Genomic DNA, 15,075 nt, shown 5'->3' on the forward strand with positions numbered 1-15,075 from the left:
CCTATTAGATGGCGAATTCCGGTTCCCTGTCTCGATAATAATTGGCTAGAAATTGCTTAGTTCGTTCGGATTTGGGATTCGTAAATACTTCTTCTCGTGTTCCGTCTTCCACAATGGAGCCTTTATCGAGCATCAGTACTCTTGTTGCAACTCTACGAACAAAGCTCATTTCATGCGAAACCAGCAGCATGGTGTTGCCTTCCTCCGCCGTTTTTCTGATCGTTTCCAATACCTCATCAACAAGCTCGGGATCGAGCGCAGAGGTAGGTTCATCAAACAGCAGGATTTGGGGCTGCATCGCAAGGGCACGCGCTATGGCTACACGTTGCTGCTGTCCGCCGGATAACTGCTTTGGATAATGGTGAATTCGATCTAATAAGCCAACCTTTTCAAGCTGAAGCAGAGCGATTTTACGCGCCTCTTCCTTCACCACTTTTTTGACGGTAATTAATCCCTCCATCACATTTTCAAGAGCCGTTTTTTGCCGAAACAGATGAAATTGCTGAAAGACCATGGCTGTGCTTTTACGAAGCTCCAACGTCTCTGCTTTGGTTCGCTTAACGATGTCTACCTCCAGCTCTCCAATTCGAATCGTCCCTTTATCCGGTATTTCCAGCAAATTAATCGATCTTAGCAAAGTAGATTTCCCTGCACCTGAAGAACCGATTAGAGCAACAACCTCGCCTTTTTCAATGGTCAGATTGATATCATTTAGCACGTTAAGATCTTGAAACGACTTTGTTAATCCCCGGATCTCAATCAACAAGCACATCTCCTTTTCTTTTTCTAAGGCTTCTAAAGTCGATATCAAATCGTCTCTCCAGTAAAGCAACTGCACGCTCAATAAGAATGGTCATCATCCAATAAATCAAGGCTAGCGCGCAATAGGACTCAAAAAAACGCAGATTGTTCCCCGCCAGGATGCGGGACTGTGCCGTAATTTCGACAACCGAACAAACAAATGCGAGCGAGGTGCCTTTCATCAATCCAATCAAGGCATTGCCTAGTGTCGGCAGCGCAACGACAAAAGCCTCCGGAAGAATAATCCGCCTCAGAATCTGTCCATAGGTCATCCCCAATGATTGAGCTGCTTCTGTCTGTCCTTTGTCAACGGATAGCAGGGCTGCGCGAATGATTTCCGAGAGGTATGCCGCTTCATTTAGCGATAAGGCAATCAGCACATAAACGATCGCTGGAATGGAATTAACGTTATAGCTGGTTTCATGATAATAGTTATAGTATTTCAAAATCAGCGGGATACCGGCATAGGACAAATACAGCTGAACCAGTATGGGCGTGCCTCTCATAAATGAGATAAATACAACACTAACTTGATAAAGGACGGGCGTTTTTTTTATCTTGATGATCGCCAGCAGAAGACCAAGCAAGAGCCCCACAATCATTGCTACTACCGTTAGTTCAATCGTTACAGGCAAGTATTTAAGCAGTTGAGGAATTAAGGTAAAAACAAGCTCAATATCAAAAATTTTCGGCATAATCCCGTACCTTATTCTATTTCTGGCGCAAAATCACCATTAAGAAATTCCTTGCTTATCTTGGAGATCGTTCCGTCCTTGATCAAAACCTTCAGTCGTTCATTGACTTCGTTGGTTAACTGCTCGCTATTTTTCCCTTTGCTGAGAATAAGATAGCTGTATGGTACGCCAATCCGATCAGAATCCTCCTGCGACAGCGGTATGGAGGCAAGCTTCAAACCAAACTCTTTAATGTAAAGATTAAGCATAGCCGCATCCAAAAGGATAAAATCTGCTGCTCCGCTTTCCACATGCTGCAAGGTGGACGCCAGCTCATCTTCCGTATATTTCAAAACAACGGGCTGCTTAGCGCTATTTTTATTGTAATTCTCCAAAGCAACCGTATAGTTTCTGCCAGGGCTGACTTCGGTCGTTTTTCCTTCCAGATCGGCAAAGCTCTTGATATCGTCCCGGCCTTCCTTCACAACAATGACGAATTGATTTTTGGATATCGGGCTGGAATAATAATATTTCTCTTTTCGCTCCTTGTTGCTTGCGAAATTGTTGGCGCCGATCTGATAGCGATCACTATCCAAGCCGGCGAAAATAGAGGCAAATTCCGTTTTTTCGATATTCACTTTATATTGAGGCAGTCCTTCAAAGATAGCCTTTACAACTTGGATGTCATATCCATCAACCTCATTTTTATCATTTACAAATGAAAATGGTTTGGGTGCTCCGCTTGTAGCAATATTTATAACCGTCTGCCCTTCACTGCCCTTTTCTTTGCCGGAAGTATTTCCGCAGCCTACGATAATCGTCAAAACCAATAGCGATGTTAGACCCATAAAAAGTTTGCTCTTTTTTCTCATATCTAGTACTCTCCCTACTTTTTTATAATAAATTTCTGCTCAGGGTCCGCACTGTTAGTTTGTCTGTCATGTGGTGCTGACCAAATACCTGCATAATCCAGCTGATCCCAGAACCTGCTGTTATAATCCATAAAAACGCCTGATTTACTCCGATGCGACTTCGCCATATCCTGCAAATAGGTATTGTTTTTGAAAGCTGGAACTTCATACAAATCGCGTGCATATCCCCATAAGTTTTTAAAGTCGACTATACGATTGCGCAGCGGCCCAAGATACTTAAAATAATAGGTATCAAAACGTGCCAGCGTAACATATAAGCGGACGTCGGAATCCGTTACATAATCACCAAAGAGAAAGCGATTGGCTGCCAATCTTTCTTCGATGCTATCCAGCGCTGCGTAGAGATGATTGAAAGCATCATTGTACGCTTCGATGGACTTGGCAAACATCGCTTTATATACACCGTCATTAACGTTTTCATATAAAAAATCGTTATATGCGTTAATCTCGTTTCGTAAGTGAATAGGATATAAATCCGGCGCTCCTGGCTTATGAAGCGAGGAAAATTCGTTTTCAAAATAATTGGTTAGCCAAACGTAATCGTTATTAACCACCTTGCCCGTCGTAATATCGATCACTGCCGGCACTGTCGTTCTTCCTTCATAATGCGGATCCGCATTTGCATATAATTCACTCAGAAACTGTGCGCCTAGCACCGGATCGATCCCGTTCTCGTCATAGACAAATTCCCAGCCAAGATTTTGTTCATGCTTGCCATGACCAACTAAATTAATGCTTATCGCTTCTTCCAGCCCCAGCAGCTCACGGACAATTGCGGCCCGATTAGACCAATGGCAGCCTTTGGCCCAGATTAGACGGTATCGTCCCGCTTCAATCGGCAGCTGGTCTTTTCCCTCACCAAAAGGAGTCGTGAACACGTTTTTTTGTCGGATAAAATATCCTTTTGCATCAATCTCCTGCTCAATTCCTTTAGCGCTTGCCGGACTGTTTAATTTTGAGTTTGTTGTTTCCATCGTCCCATCTCCCTTCCACATCCATTTCGACCTGACAGGCTTTATTCAATAAATCCCATTTGCTCTACCTTTTCTTCATGTACATAAATGGCCATTCCCGTTTTCATCCGACGAAACCCTAAACGCTTGTAAAAATCGATCGTATCTGGATGAGTGTACAAAACAACATTGCAATGCTTGACGAAGCTCAGCAAATTCTGAACAATTCGTTTGCCAATACCTTGGCTATGGTAATTCGGATCTACCGCAATATTATAGATAGCGGCTTGGGATACTCCGTCAGAGATGGCGCGGCCAAATCCGATTAAGGTTTGGTCATCATACACAAATGTCACAACATAGCTATTCTCAAAGGCCTGTTGATGAGTATTTGCAGGCGCATCAGACAAATCAAAGTACCTCATTAAATATGCAACGCGTTCCCAATCCCTATCTATACAGTCGTTATAAATATTCAGCTTCATTACGCTTCCCTTCCTCTCATACCCTGTTGAATCAAACGAATCGGATTCTGCTCAACTATGCCGTGCTAAGCAACAAAATTCCAAGTAAACTCATTCGTTTTAACTGATTGTAAAAGAGAAGCAGCATGAAATTATAGTAAAAAACGGAACTGTAACATGCATTGACAACCTCTAGGAAAGTAAATAAAATGTTATATTATCATTTAATATAATAGGAATTGTCGGAATTAAAATTGCGATGTTGTGCCGAGATTTAGTTTTCGCAAGGAGGTTTTTTCCATGAGGCCAGCAGTTCGTCAAAACTACCCGTATCATCCTCATCAGCCTATTTTTGAGAAAATTCTCGATACCTATAAAGAACATCGGACAGATGCCTCTCCCTTATTCCAAGGAGGAGTCATATTTTATGGGTTTCATATAAATGCGCTGAATGAAAACCGGATATTTGTCGTTCCTGACGGATGTCTGCATCTCGTCGTTTGCTGCCATAAAGAGCATCCCTCTGCCAATATTTGCGGAACTATTTTTAAAGGCAGACAAGGCGTTTTTGTGCGCTCCGATTGCGAATACTTCGTCATTTGCTTCATGCCTGGCTATGCAGAGTTTTTCTTAAAATATCCGATTGGCGAGTTCAGCGAGCTGGAAATCCCCGTACAGGAGGTTTTCCCCTATTCCGATGAACTGCTCGAGAAAATAGCAGAGCAATCCACCTTTGAGGGAAGAATTCGCGCATTTGAAGCTTTTTACTTGAAGCATTATCGCATGGGTCTTGAAATTCCTCTCCTGGTCAAATATTTGACCGAGAAAATCATTACGATCCAGGGTGCATTGAATGTAAAGGAATTAGCCGAGGATACCGGTTATTCGAACCGTTATTTGCTAAAGTCCTTTGAAAAATTTGTAGGGGTGTCTCCTAAGCTCCTCAGCCGCATTGTGCGTTTCCAGAATGTGATTCACTCGCTTGAGCATAAACATTATGAACAAACGCTTGATCGTATTTTTGAAATGGGTTACTTTGACCAAAATCACTTTATAAAAGAGTTTAAGGAATTCAGCTTTATTACACCCAAGAAATATATTCAGCAGATCGATCCCGCTTCCACGCTCGCAAATGGAGTTGAACCTCCCCCTGCTTGGCAGTCCAAACAAAGATCATAAGTTTAATCATAGCCTAACAAAATTTTGAAAGAACCCATCTTTACTTTTTAATAGCATAGTGCCGTTTTTATTTCTATAGTTGTAGAACTAGCGAAACAGAAGATGCACGTTTGGCGTCAAAATGAGACTCGAATACAACTTGTTTCAAAATATAAAACGAGAAGATGGCCGCCTTGGCTGGCTGTCTGCTGATAAAGAAAAGAGCTTGCCGCTCGGCAAGCTCTTTCTTCTATCCATTACTTCTATCCACTACTTAATATAAACGCTGCCAAAAGGCAGCAATTCGCGCAGCAGCCGCTTAATAAAGCCGCCGTTCTGCAGCTGGGCTTCCAGCTCTGCGTCATGGGAGCCAGTCTGGATCAATACAGGGCCGCTGCCCTTCAACTCCCATTGCACCGGCATATGCTGGCTGGCTAGCTTATTGCCATATACGGCAAGCTGGATGGACGCCGTTCCGGGATAAGCAACAAGCGCCCCGGCTTCTACAAACAGAGGCCGATCGGGATGAAGCGGGATCGTCTTTAAATCTCCAGCCGTTATTAAGCCAAGCGATCCTGGACCAGAAAACCGCATCCGCACCAATTCTTTCGTAATCCATGCGTTCTTCAGCTTTTGTACAACCGACTTCAGCCTCATGCCGTCGGAGAAAAAGAGAACATGCCGCAAATCGAACAGCAGATCGCTGTTCTCATCGATCTCGACCGTCTCCAGCGAGCAGCCGGCAGGCAAGCCGATGACAAGCTCGGCAGGGCCGCGAAATAATGACCGCACCATTTTCCGCTTGCGGTACATGCCGGCCAAGTCCATCACCCGGTCCTCCCGGTGCTGCGGCAAGCCTTGAAAAGCGACGACCGCGTTCGGATGCAGCACATGCAGCTTGTCCGGTTCTTCGAGCGACACCTGCACATGTCCGATCCGGGCAGGAACGGTTACGTTCATCCGCTTACCCCTCTTTCACCCAAATTCCGATGTCTGCGCCATGATAAAAATCGCCATATTCGAATAGCGGCTATATAACCCAGGAGCAGCGATGCCATAACAATTCCGGCTGTGACGAGTTTATGCTTAAGCGCTGCTTTTTCCTGCTTTATTTGCTCAAGCTCCGTTTGCAAAGATGTATTTTGCTCCATTAGCTGGCTATTGCTCTCTGCAAGCTCTTCCTGCTTCCTCGCTATACTTTCCGCATGCTGTCGGGATTGCTCCAGCTGCTGCGATAAAGCTTCGTTCGCTTCCTTGTATTGCTGCTCGATTTCGTTCAATTTTTCCGGCGCATAATAAATGTCCTGAACCCGATCGAAAAAACCGGCGTGCGCCGTCTTCGGCGGGAGTGCGATCATGAAACTGATGAATAATCCAATGATAGCTGTAAAACGAAAGGCTGCGTGCATATGGAAAAGCCTCCTTTCTTCATTCGACAAGAAACGAGTTGTCTACCTATATTACTGAAAAAGAATGAAAAAAGTTGCAGCCTACATCGTTTTTTCCTTATTCATCCTTGAAATGACCGGACACATTTTGAAACTGGGCTCTCTCAGAAACAAAAAACGAAAAAAAGACCCGATTACTCCGCTCACTTCATGATTCGTTAGCGGGGTAATCGGGTCCTATTCAATCCATTTAGACGATGCTCATTGCGCCGTCGATGACATGCGCAGCGCCGGAGATATAGGTAGACTCATCGCTTGCAAGAAAGAGCGCCAAATTAGCAACATCTTCAACATAACCGAAGCGGCGCAGCGGAATCATGCTTATGATAGCTTCGCGCATTTCATTTGTTGTTACGGTATCCGTCAGCATTTTGGTTTCGACGCCGCCTGGATGAATAGAATTGACGCGAATGCCGTTTGGTCCAAACTCAGCTGCTGCGGCGCGTGTGAAAGCTTCAATGGCGCCTTTGGTTGCTGTATAGGAATTAAAACCGCCTACGCTCGTAATGCTCGCCAGCGAGCCGATATTAACAATCGAACCGCCGCCAGCCTGTTTCATGATAGGCGCTAATATCTTAATGCCAACGAATTGGCTCCATGCATTGATGTCCATCGCTTTTCTGAAATATTCAATATCAGTTTCCTCATATCGTTTCGTAGCCTGAATGCCTGCGTTGTTAATAAGCACCGTAATGGGGCCAAAAGCATCAACGCCTGCTTTTACAATAGCTGCCCAGTCCTCTTCCGAGGAAACGTCATGTTTAAGCGCAATCGCGCTGTTCGGATACTGTTCATTAATGTTGTTAACGACAGCCGTTACATTCTCGAATTGGATATCGGTGGCGATTACTTTCGCGCCTTCCTTGGCGAACAACAGTGCTTCTGCTGCGCCTTGACCATTGCCTGCACCTGTGATCAATGCTACTTTGTTTGTTAAACGACTCATTGTATGAAATACCTCCATAATACGGAAATATCCGCATTGATTATTGCGATAAGCGCTTTCGCAGTTTCATAATAGATCAGTATCCACTCAATAACAACAAACACATCAGGCCAATTTGTCGGAATTTCGATATCTTTTTGGTTATTAGTTCAGCATAAGCGAACGGGCTGTTGGATATTCAAGACAACAGGATTGCCGGTTGACCCGAACGCAGCAAATATTTGCTTACCCTTGAACGGCCGGGCTCATTTTGACACTGGACTCTCTGACGATCAGCCGAGGCTCGAACTCTACTCGCTCGTACTCGCTTCCCGGATACTGAATGCGTTTCAACAGCAGCTCGGCAGCCAACCGCCCGACTTCGCTGCCCATAATGGAAACCGACGTAATTTGCGGAGTCGTAACCGCTGCCCACAAATTATTGTCGATGCCAGCTATCGCCACATCCTCCGGGACGCGTACCCCTAGCTCTTTTAGCCGATTCACAATGCCAATTGCGACCATGTCATTCACGGCATAGATTGCGTCCGGCATATGCTTCAAGCTGTAAAAATAGTTTGCCGCTTGCCTGCCGGTCTCAAACGAAAAATCTTCCCCAAAATAAACAAGCGATGGATCGACATGGTCGATCGATTGCTCGTAAGCTCTGTACCGCTCTTCTATTTTCCCTTTCGGCGCACCCGCATATGCAATTCGCTGGCGGCCAATCTGCAGCAAGTGATCCATGACGAGCTTCCCTTCCTGCAGCGCCATGCCCACAATGTCCGCCTGCAGGTCGGCACTCATTTTTTTGCCATAATTGATAACCGAAACGGGAACGCTCGCTTGATTAATCATCGCCTCCAACTGCGGCGGATAGGCTAGCGGCATGATGACCAGTCCGTCGACATGAAGCTTCTTCAACTCCCGCAGCGTATCCAGCTCCAGCATAGCGTTGCCGAGCGTATTAATCTGGACAACCCGGTAGCCGTGCTGCTTGGCGGCCTGTTCGACCGACCAGGCGATATCGGGAATAATCGCGTTGCGAATATCCGGAACGGCCAGCGCAATTTGGCGCGTTTGACGTATCTTCAAGCTTTGAGCCGAGCTGTTAGGAGCAAAGCCCATTTCCTCGACGACTTGCATGATTTTCTCCTTCGTCTTGGCGCTGATTCCTTCGCTATTATTAAGCGCACGGGAGACGGTCGCGATGCCAACGCCTGCCCGTTTCGCCACATCCTCAATCGTTATTTTTTTCATCGTCATAAAGAATGGTCCTTTCGTTTCGGAATCGTTTCCTATTTCATTCCGCAACTATCGATTTATAGCTTTATTATAACACAGCTTCCATCCCTTATAACGGAGCGGCTCCCTTCATTGATACCAACGCATCCGACGCCAATAATTGGCGACGACTTTGCTCCTTCTTCGTCTCTTGAGCATTTGACAGTTTGACGAAATTGTGACATGATTGTTTCCGGAAACGTTTCCTATCATGCGGATAACAGCATGAGCACTTATATATTTTCATTAAGGGGATGACAACCTATGAAAGCATTGAGATGGCATGGAGTTAAAGATTTGCGGGTTGAGACGATTGCCGAGCCGGCTCCTAAAAAAGGACAGGTAAAAATCAGAGTTGAAGCTTGCGGCATTTGCGGAAGCGATTTGCACGAATATACGGCAGGTCCGATTTTCATTCCGGAAGGCGCACCGCATCCGTTGACGAATGAAAAAGCGCCTATCGTGATGGGCCATGAATTTTCCGGTCAAATTGTAGAAGTAGGCGAGGGCGTATCCCGTCTTGCAGTTGGCGATCGCGTTGTTGTTGAGCCTGTATTCTCCTGTGGAAAATGTACCGCCTGCAAACAAGGCAAATACAATCTTTGCGATCAAATGGGCTTTCTCGGCCTCGCCGGCGGAGGCGGAGGCTTCTCCGAATACGTAGCAGCCGACGAGCATATGGTTCATAAAATTCCGGACAGCCTCTCCTACGAGCAAGGCGCCCTGGTCGAGCCTTCCGCTGTCGTCCTTTACGCCGTTCGCTCCAGCCAATTGAAAGTTGGGGACGTGGCAGCCGTATTCGGTACAGGCCCAATCGGCTTGCTGTTGATTGAAGCATTAAAAGCATCCGGCGCGTCTAAAATTTATGCCGTCGAGCTGTCCGAAGAGCGCCGGAACAAAGCGGCTGAGCTTGGCGCAATTACGCTGAATCCGGCCGACACCGATGTCGTTGCAGAGATCCAGCGGCTCACGAACGGCGGTGCCGACGTAAGCTTCGAAGTAACCGGCGTGCCCGTTGTTCTGAACCAAGCGATTTCGTCCACGAAAATTAGCGGTCAAATTATGATCGTCAGCATTTTCGAACGCGAAGCGTCCATTCATCCGAACCAAATCGTGATGAAGGAACGGAATATTGCTGGCATCATCGGCTACCGCGACGTCTTCCCTGCCGTCATCAGCCTAATGCAGCAAGGCTACTTCCCTGCCGATAAGCTGGTTACCAAACGGATTGCGCTGGAGAACGTCGTCGAAGAAGGCTTTGAGACGCTCATTAAAGAAAAAAGCCAAATCAAAATACTGGTTCAACCGTAAAGCAACTAAACGCTAGCTATTTATAGGAACAAGAGGCGAGGGCTCAGGCCCTCGCCTCTTTCACATGCAGAACGACTATCTTCACCTTGCTGTTAAACAGCTGTACTAGCGGATATAATCAAGCTATAACTTGATTTATTTTTTATTGGAGGCTTGTTCATGAATTCGGCCGGCTCGGAATGGGTGGAATCTTATTTCCCTTTATATAATTGCGCAGGCGTTCATTCGTATTATGGCAGCGCCGCTCTGCCGGAGTACAAGGAAAATGATGAGTTGACGGCGCTGATCGTTGTAGCACAAGGCAAAGGCATCTTGAGGGTCAATGACCAAAGCTTCGAATTAAAGCAAGGCAATGTGCTGCTCATGCCTGCGCATCATATTGCGGCGCTTGTTACCAACCGTTTGCATTTGCTGCATGTGTATTTGTTGCTAATACAAGCAAGCCAGCCGCCCGTACCGGAGCAAGGGGAAGTGTTCCAACGGCAAAGCGCAATTGTATCTCGTCCGGAATTTATTTTTCACGCCAATGAGCCTGAGCTTGTAGCCAAGGCCGAGCAGTTATATATGCATCGTTCTCCCGTTCATGAAATTCGGCATGCCAAAAACCAGCTGCTGTTTCAAGAGATGATGTTCCGTCTGCTTGAGCTGCAAGAGGCCAAGTACGAGAGCAGCGGACAGCCGAGCATGGAACGAAGCATCGATTTTTTAGAAACGCATTTTAGTGAAAAAATAACCAGGGAACAGCTTGCGGCTATAGCCGGCATAAGCCGTTCCCATTACTCCATATTGTTCAAACAGGTAACCGGCTTTTCGCCGAGCGACTACTTATCGAGACTGCGCGTGCATCGGGCCATGGAGCTGCTTATTGACGGCTTTGGCACGCTGCGGGAAATTGCGTTAAAGGTCGGCTATAAGGATGAGTTTTATTTGAGCCGCCGCTTCAAGCAGCAGGCGGGCGCAGCCCCGTCCGCCTACATGTCTGAAGATAATCGCAGGATTGCCGTATTGCTGCCCCCCTTCACTAGTCATCTACTGCTGCTTGGTATAGAACCGCAGGTTGCTATCGCTGACAGCAGCGAATATGCCCGCACCTCGGAGCTTCAAGTACCGCAATCGATGGTGCTTGTTGATGAGGAATGTACAGCCGATCAGTTGAAAAGCATTTTGCTTGAGAACAGCATCGAACTGATTATTGCTTCTAGAGCCGTCTTAAATCAGAGCGGACTCAGCCCCGAGCAACTGAGGCTTGCTGCCCCGGTCATTGATATTTCTTGGATGGAGATGGGCTGGAAGGAGCATTTTCGGCTGATTGCCAATGCGGTGCAAAGAAGCGAGGCGGCGGAGCGCTGGCTGACGGCGTTTGAGCAAGAGGAACATGCCGGACGGCTGCTGCTTAAGCATACCTCTTTAATGGAAGAAACCGTATCGATTGTTGTGCTGAAACCCGACGAACTGCTTATTTACGGCGCACGCAATGCCGGCTATGTGATCTACAAATCGCTTGGGCTGCAGCCTCCAGCACGAATACGCCAAAAGCTGGAGAAGCATGGCGAATGCTTTCACTCCTTTTCGATTCCCATATCCGAGCTCCCCGAATATGCCGGAGATCGGCTGCTTGTTATTTTGTTCGCGGACCGGCTGGGCTCTACAGCGCATGCGGAGCGTTTATTTCAGTCTGCCGTCTGGCAGCAGCTTCCTGCCGTTCTTCATCAGAAGGTTCATATGCTGGACCAGAACGATTGGATTCCCTACAACCCCGTATCCGTTCAACTCCAGCTGCAGCGGGCGATTGCACTATTGACCGAAACCTCAGGCAATCAATAGTACAAATAGCTTTTCCAACAAAAAGCCATGGCTTGAAACCCACAAGCTCACTATAATTAGCCTTGTAATTGAGAATAATACTCATAATCAATGTAGGGGAGACTCATCGCATGAAAAAGCTTTTAATACCTGTTTTATTGATATTTGCCCTGGCGCTGACGGCGTGCGGCGGCGGCTCCGCAAATACGGAAGGATCGAAGGAAACGAACGCTCCTTCGTCAAATGGACAAACGGAACAGGCGGGACAAACAGATTCCGGTACATTCATCTACGAATCGGAAAACGGTCCGGTTGAAGTGCCAAAAAATCCGCAGCGCGTCGTTGTCCTAACCCGCTTCTTGACGGGCAATGTTATGCTGCTTAATGTTCCGCTGGTCGGCGTGGACGAAATGTCCAAAACAAATCCGAAGTTCGAAGAGCAACTGAAGGACGTCGAGGCGGTCAGCGACGAGAGTCTGGAAAAAATTATGGAGCTTGAGCCAGATTTGATCATCGGCCAGGACGGTATTAAAAATATCGATAAGCTGAAGCAAATTGCGCCAACGGTTATTTATACTTACGGCAAATTGAATTACTTCGACCTAGAAATCGAAATCGGCAAGCTGCTGAACAAGGAAGAGGAAGCTCGCGCCTGGACGGTCGACTTTAAACAGCGCCTTGAAAAAGCGGGCGAGGAAATTAAAGCGAAAATCGGCGAGAACAAAACGATTACTGTCATTGAAACCTTCAACAAGCAGCTCTACGTATACGGCTACAATTTTGGCCGCGGCACCGAGCTTTTGTATAATGAGCTTGGCTTCAAGCTTCCTCCAAAAGTAGAAGAAGCAGTGAAAAAAGACGGCTACTTCGCCTTGTCTACCGAAGTACTGGATGAGTACACCGGCGATTATATCGTATTCAGCAAAAATGCGGACGAGGATAACTCGTTCCAGAATACGTCGACCTATAAAAACCTGGATGCCGTAAAGAACAATCACGTTCTGGAAGCGGACGCCAAATCGTTCTATTTTAACGATCCGCTTAGCTTGGAATATCAATTAAAGTTCTTTACCGAGCAGCTATTGGGTCAGTAAAAAAATGATGAGGCAGGCGTACGATGACAGCCTTGGCCTCCTTGCAAAGGAATTGCCTCAGCGCGGGCAATTCCTTTCCCTATTCCGTAGAAAAGTCGAGATGAACCGTCATGAACAATAAACATGTAGCTGCAACGTTGGCATGGAAGCTGGCCTGCAGCTTTGGCATTCTTGCCGGCGCTTTCTTGCTGGCTATGCTGTTTGGCGCCAAGGAAACGACCTTGCATGATTTATGGCAGGCGCTGACCTGGCAGGCATCGCAAAAAAATGAAGTGATGGTGCTCCGCGAGCTGCGGCTTCCGCGCGAGATCGGCGCCTTGCTGATTGGCGCGGCGTTTGCCGTGTCCGGCGCGATTATGCAAGGCGTCACGCGCAATCCGCTGGCCGATCCCGGCTTGCTCGGTCTGACAGCTGGGGCAAATATGGCGCTGGCGGCGGCGTTTGCGTTTATTCCCGGCATCAGCTACACGGGCATTATGGCCGCTTGCTTTGTAGGGGCAGCCCTGGGTGCAGGGCTTGTGCTTATAATGAGCTCCGCACGCAGAGGAGGCTTGTCTCCGTTTCGCGTCGTTCTGGCGGGCGCAGCGGTATCCGCTTTCCTGTATGCGATCGCGAGCGGCATCAGTCTTGTATTTAAAATATCGAAGGATGTTTCCATGTGGACGGCCGGAGGCTTGATCGGCACCAGTTGGGAGCAGGTAGCACCTATTGCGCCGGTCATTGTCGTTGCGATTGTGATCGCGCTGCTCTTATCCAATCAACTGAACATTTTAAGCCTGAGCGAAGAGGTGGCGATCGGGCTTGGGCAAAAACAGGGGCGAATCAAGCTGGTGATGTTTTTGCTTGTTATCGTAATGACGGGTGCGGCGGTTGCCCTTGTTGGCAATATGGCTTTTGTCGGTCTGATGATCCCTCACATGATCCGTCGGTTTACCGGAACGGACTACCGTATTTTGCTTCCGGTGTCCGCTGTGGCGGGCGGAACGTTCATGATGCTCGCCGATACGCTGGGACGCACGATTAATTCGCCTTATGAAACGCCTGTCGCGGCGATCGTCGCTATGATCGGCTTGCCGTTCTTTTTATTTGTCGTACATAAAGGAGGCAAGACGCTCTCATGATTCCAGCCGCCATTTTGCGCAAACAGCGCCTCATCGTTATTGCTTTGTTCGTCATCATTGCCGTTACGGCGGTCATCAGCATGGTCGTGGGATATTCCCGTCTCTCCATTGATCGTCTGCTGCCCGTGTTGATGGGCAACGGCACGTTCAAAGAGGATTTTATTTTATTTTCCATTCGGCTGCCGCGCATTATCATTACAGTGCTCGCCGGAATGGCGCTGGCCTTGTCCGGTTCGATACTGCAAAGCATTACGCGCAATGACCTGGCCGACCCCGGCATTATCGGCATCAATTCGGGAGCTGGCGTTGCTATTGCAATCTTTTTTCTGTATTTCCCGATTAAACCGGATTCCTTCATCTATATGCTTCCGCTCGTCGCATTCGGCGGCGCGATAATAACGGCAGCGCTCATCTATCTGTTTTCCTACAGCAAAAATCATGGACTTAGCCCCGTCCGGCTCGTGCTTGTAGGGATCGGCTTCTCCATGGCGTTATCCGGCATTATGGTCGTTATTATTTCATCGGCGGAGCGAACAAAGGTCGATTTTATCGCCAAATGGCTGGCCGGCAGCATATGGGGCGTCGATTGGCCGTTTATTTGGGCTCTGTTGCCCTGGCTGATCGTGCTGGTTCCGTTTACGCTGTACAAGTCGGTTCGCCTCAACCTCATGGGCCTGAACGATCACACGGCGATCGGCGTCGGCATGCGCATAGAGCGGGAACGGTTATGGCTGCTGCTCGCTGCGGTAGCTTCCGCTTCCGCGGCCGTATCGGTTACCGGAGGCATTGCCTTTGTCGGCCTGATGGCGCCGCATATTGCCAAAGCGCTCGTCGGCCCGCGTAACCAGTTGTTCATCCCTGTCGCGGTATTGCTCGGCGGTCTGCTGCTGCTGATAGCCGATACGCTTGGCCGCAACTTGGTTGACCCTGACGGCATACCTGCAGGTGTCATGGTATCGCTGATCGGCGTGCCTTACTTTGCTTATCTGTTGCTCAAAAAATAAACGGCTTTAAGGGTTCAAAACCGAAAACAGTGCTTGACTTTAAGGGAGGGGAAGCGCTGCGGGTCAGAGGGTTCTTCCGATCGCCATTAAAGCCTGATTCCTT

15 protein-coding genes are annotated in these 15,075 nt (G+C 47.8%); 6 read left to right on the forward strand and 9 right to left on the reverse strand.

The annotated features are described in order from the left end of the window. Window positions 1-4: 4 nt before the first annotated feature. The 5 genes from ACFVTB_RS04715 to ACFVTB_RS04735 are packed head-to-tail and all read right to left on the reverse strand — an operon-like array spanning window position 5 to window position 3,845. Window positions 5-763: an amino acid ABC transporter ATP-binding protein gene (locus ACFVTB_RS04715; protein WP_387746194.1), complete on the reverse strand. Its 759-nt coding sequence runs from the start codon at window positions 761-763 to the stop codon at window positions 5-7. Continuing rightward, the gene (locus ACFVTB_RS04720; protein WP_387745900.1) at window positions 756-1,496 is read right to left on the reverse strand and encodes an amino acid ABC transporter permease; all 741 of its coding nucleotides are present in this window, start codon (window positions 1,494-1,496) and stop codon (window positions 756-758) included. Before ACFVTB_RS04720 ends, ACFVTB_RS04715 begins: the two co-directional genes overlap by 8 nt. A gap of 11 nt (window positions 1,497-1,507) precedes the next feature. Continuing rightward, window positions 1,508-2,323, reverse strand: a complete 816-nt coding sequence (locus ACFVTB_RS04725; protein ID WP_387745902.1) for a transporter substrate-binding domain-containing protein — start codon at window positions 2,321-2,323, stop codon at window positions 1,508-1,510. A gap of 38 nt (window positions 2,324-2,361) precedes the next feature. Beyond that, window positions 2,362-3,381, reverse strand: a complete 1,020-nt coding sequence (locus ACFVTB_RS04730; protein ID WP_387745904.1) for a glutathione S-transferase C-terminal domain-containing protein — start codon at window positions 3,379-3,381, stop codon at window positions 2,362-2,364. Between the two features lie 41 nt (window positions 3,382-3,422). After that, window positions 3,423-3,845 carry a GNAT family N-acetyltransferase gene (locus tag ACFVTB_RS04735; RefSeq protein WP_387745906.1) on the reverse strand — a complete coding sequence of 141 codons (423 nt, stop codon included), beginning with the start codon at window positions 3,843-3,845 and terminating at the stop codon, window positions 3,423-3,425. Window positions 3,846-4,088: 243 nt separating this feature from the next. Between ACFVTB_RS04735 and ACFVTB_RS04740 the strand changes: the two genes are divergently transcribed. After that, window positions 4,089-5,003 (forward strand): helix-turn-helix domain-containing protein, encoded by a 915-nt coding sequence (locus tag ACFVTB_RS04740; protein WP_387745908.1) that lies wholly within the window; start codon window positions 4,089-4,091, stop codon window positions 5,001-5,003. A 249-nt stretch (window positions 5,004-5,252) separates the two neighbouring features. Here the strand turns inward: ACFVTB_RS04740 and ACFVTB_RS04745 are convergent, their stop codons facing one another. From ACFVTB_RS04745 to ACFVTB_RS04760, 4 genes are all read right to left on the reverse strand, one after another. Beyond that, a complete protein-coding gene (locus ACFVTB_RS04745; protein WP_387745909.1) occupies window positions 5,253-5,942 on the reverse strand; it encodes an AIM24 family protein in 690 nt (229 codons plus the stop codon). After that, on the reverse strand, window positions 5,939-6,391 hold the full coding sequence (locus ACFVTB_RS04750) for a hypothetical protein (protein ID WP_387745911.1): 453 nt from the start codon (window positions 6,389-6,391) through the stop codon (window positions 5,939-5,941). Before ACFVTB_RS04750 ends, ACFVTB_RS04745 begins: the two co-directional genes overlap by 4 nt. 229 nt (window positions 6,392-6,620) lie before the next feature. After that, complete coding sequence (locus ACFVTB_RS04755; protein ID WP_387745912.1) at window positions 6,621-7,376, reverse strand: SDR family NAD(P)-dependent oxidoreductase; 756 nt, start codon at window positions 7,374-7,376, stop codon at window positions 6,621-6,623. 225 nt (window positions 7,377-7,601) lie between these two features. Then, window positions 7,602-8,621, reverse strand: a complete 1,020-nt coding sequence (locus ACFVTB_RS04760; protein ID WP_387745914.1) for a LacI family DNA-binding transcriptional regulator — start codon at window positions 8,619-8,621, stop codon at window positions 7,602-7,604. Window positions 8,622-8,903: 282 nt separating this feature from the next. Here ACFVTB_RS04760 and ACFVTB_RS04765 point away from each other — a divergent pair, with 282 nt between their 5' ends. The 5 genes from ACFVTB_RS04765 to ACFVTB_RS04785 all read left to right on the forward strand — a co-directional run bounded on the left by ACFVTB_RS04765 (window position 8,904) and on the right by ACFVTB_RS04785 (window position 14,972). After that, window positions 8,904-9,950: a 2,3-butanediol dehydrogenase gene (locus ACFVTB_RS04765; protein ID WP_387745916.1), complete on the forward strand. Its 1,047-nt coding sequence runs from the start codon at window positions 8,904-8,906 to the stop codon at window positions 9,948-9,950. Between the two features lie 159 nt (window positions 9,951-10,109). Then, complete coding sequence (locus tag ACFVTB_RS04770) at window positions 10,110-11,774, forward strand: helix-turn-helix domain-containing protein (protein WP_387745918.1); 1,665 nt, start codon at window positions 10,110-10,112, stop codon at window positions 11,772-11,774. A 110-nt stretch (window positions 11,775-11,884) separates the two neighbouring features. Beyond that, entirely contained in the window at window positions 11,885-12,847 is a 963-nt protein-coding gene (locus ACFVTB_RS04775) for an iron-hydroxamate ABC transporter substrate-binding protein (protein ID WP_387745920.1), read from the forward strand. A 110-nt stretch (window positions 12,848-12,957) separates the two neighbouring features. Next, the gene (locus ACFVTB_RS04780; RefSeq protein ID WP_387745922.1) at window positions 12,958-13,968 is read left to right on the forward strand and encodes a FecCD family ABC transporter permease; all 1,011 of its coding nucleotides are present in this window, start codon (window positions 12,958-12,960) and stop codon (window positions 13,966-13,968) included. Next, on the forward strand, window positions 13,965-14,972 hold the full coding sequence (locus ACFVTB_RS04785) for a FecCD family ABC transporter permease (RefSeq protein WP_387745924.1): 1,008 nt from the start codon (window positions 13,965-13,967) through the stop codon (window positions 14,970-14,972). Before ACFVTB_RS04780 ends, ACFVTB_RS04785 begins: the two co-directional genes overlap by 4 nt. The last annotated feature ends 103 nt before the right edge of the window (window positions 14,973-15,075 follow it).

The sequence above is a fragment of the Paenibacillus sp. NPDC058071 genome (assembly GCF_042885235.1).
Classification (GTDB): domain Bacteria; phylum Bacillota; class Bacilli; order Paenibacillales; family Paenibacillaceae; genus Pristimantibacillus.